This is a genomic window from Pseudomonas plecoglossicida NBRC 103162 = DSM 15088 (genome assembly GCF_000730665.1).
Lineage (GTDB): Bacteria > Pseudomonadota > Gammaproteobacteria > Pseudomonadales > Pseudomonadaceae > Aquipseudomonas > Aquipseudomonas plecoglossicida.
In genome coordinates this window covers 1-1,642 of the sequence record NZ_BBIV01000088.1, presented here as the reverse complement: position 1 = coordinate 1,642, position 1,642 = coordinate 1, and the positions used below count along the sequence as shown (strand labels likewise).

Below are 1,642 nucleotides of genomic sequence, written 5' to 3'. Positions count from 1 at the left end.
GTTCGGTGCGGGGGCGGCGGCGGGGCCGTCTTCCATGTAGCGGCGGATGTACTCCCAGAAGGCCAGCAACTCGCCGGCGTTGCGGGTCGGCTTGCCGACGAAGGTGACCTCCAGGTTGTCGGTGGGGGTGCCCTGCAAGTCCACGCCATCACCCCGATCCCAGACCAGGATGAGGAAGCCGCCGGTGCCCTCCAGTTCGCTCATCTTCTTGTCCAGGAGGATCTCGGTCTTGTCCCAGTCCATGATGAGGATGCCGCCCAGGTGCTTGGGGCGTAGCAGGTAGACCTTGCGGGTGACTCTATTGAAACGAACGATGATGCGTCGGGCGGTGAAGGACTCAAGGCGGAAAAATCGAAAGGTGTACTTCAAGAATACGATGAGCAATATTAGCCAAATCAATGAGAATATTATTAAAAAGAAATAGTCTGTTGTTCTTAGTTCCTCTCCGTTATTTCGAGTTCCCAATAGGATTTTTTCTGCGGCGATGCTGGTGGTCTCAATTGTGGCGTAAGAAAGAAAGAAATATATCCAGCCAAGAAATGTAGTGACTATTCCTCTTTTTTCATCGCTAGGCGTGCGGAGGTCAATGAAATTTTCGGTATGGGAGTAAAGGGAATCATTGCCGTAGACCTTTTTGGAGACAGAGTCGCCCACGCCCTCTGGAGCATGGAGCTCATCCTGCCCCGGTTGACGTTGTTTTTTTTCGTATGCTTCACGGTCTTCTTCGTAAGTGCTCAGGGTTTTTGACCATTGGAAGCCGCGTTCCAGAAAATACATCAGAGAGTGCTCCTAATGGCATTCTGTAGAATTTCAATTTCCCGTTCTTCTGTTTCGGCAATGCCATTGCTACGGTTCTTGCGGAATGTGCAATGGTCTAGATACCGCTGCAAGGCATCAGGAAGCACGAAGATTTCGATCAGAACTAATGAGAAAACGACCAGGTTGAGGGCGAAGAAGATGCGAAGCATAGGCAACATGCGCGTGGCCAGGGAGCTGGAGATTTGCGCTCCTTTTTCTATTAAAGTTCCAACAAGTGGTTTGCTTCCGTATTTCTTTAGAAGGTATTCGAAAAAAGGGTTGGCAAGTCCCATGCCGACAGCAATTGATAGAGAAGCTGCGTCTAGTTGGGTAATTGAACGTAGGAGATATACCCCTGCAATCGAATATTCCTCCGCTTTAATGTTCTCTCTGAAATCGTTGAAGTCATACCATGCCCCTACCGCAGCGGCAGCCCCCGCCAAAGTTCCCGCCGTCAACCGCAAACCACCACTGAACACCTTGGCTCCCTGCTGAACAGCCGCATTGCCGCTGCGTCCAGCCATGCTCACCGCGGTCGCCCCCAGTTCGACACCTGCCGCGGTAAGCGCCACCACGGCCGCCGCGGCCTCGACATACTCCCGGCTGTGCTTGTCTGTCACCGCGAGCTTGTTGTAGAGGTTCCACAGTTCCAGGAACACCAGCGCGCGCCCTATACGCAGTTCCGCCATCGGCCCGCTTTTTCCACCGCGCAACGCCTCGTCAAAGCCGCGATCAATGGCACGGTCCAGGCGCGCCTGCGCTCCCCGACGGAGTGCCTTGCCGTCACGCATCTCCAGGCGGAAGTGCCGGGCAAAGCGCCCCAGCCTGGCCTGGATGGTCGCCG

Annotated in this window: 2 protein-coding genes; both read right to left on the bottom strand. The window is 54.4% G+C overall.

The window, feature by feature from the left end:
- The coding region (locus tag PPL01S_RS24195; protein WP_042156906.1) for a DUF6708 domain-containing protein at window positions 1–777 on the bottom strand (777 nt) is incomplete at its 3' end.
- Window positions 777–1,642 (bottom strand): hypothetical protein (locus PPL01S_RS25370; protein WP_042156903.1); only part of this gene is annotated, 866 nt, incomplete at its 5' end. The genes PPL01S_RS25370 and PPL01S_RS24195, both read right to left, overlap by 1 nt.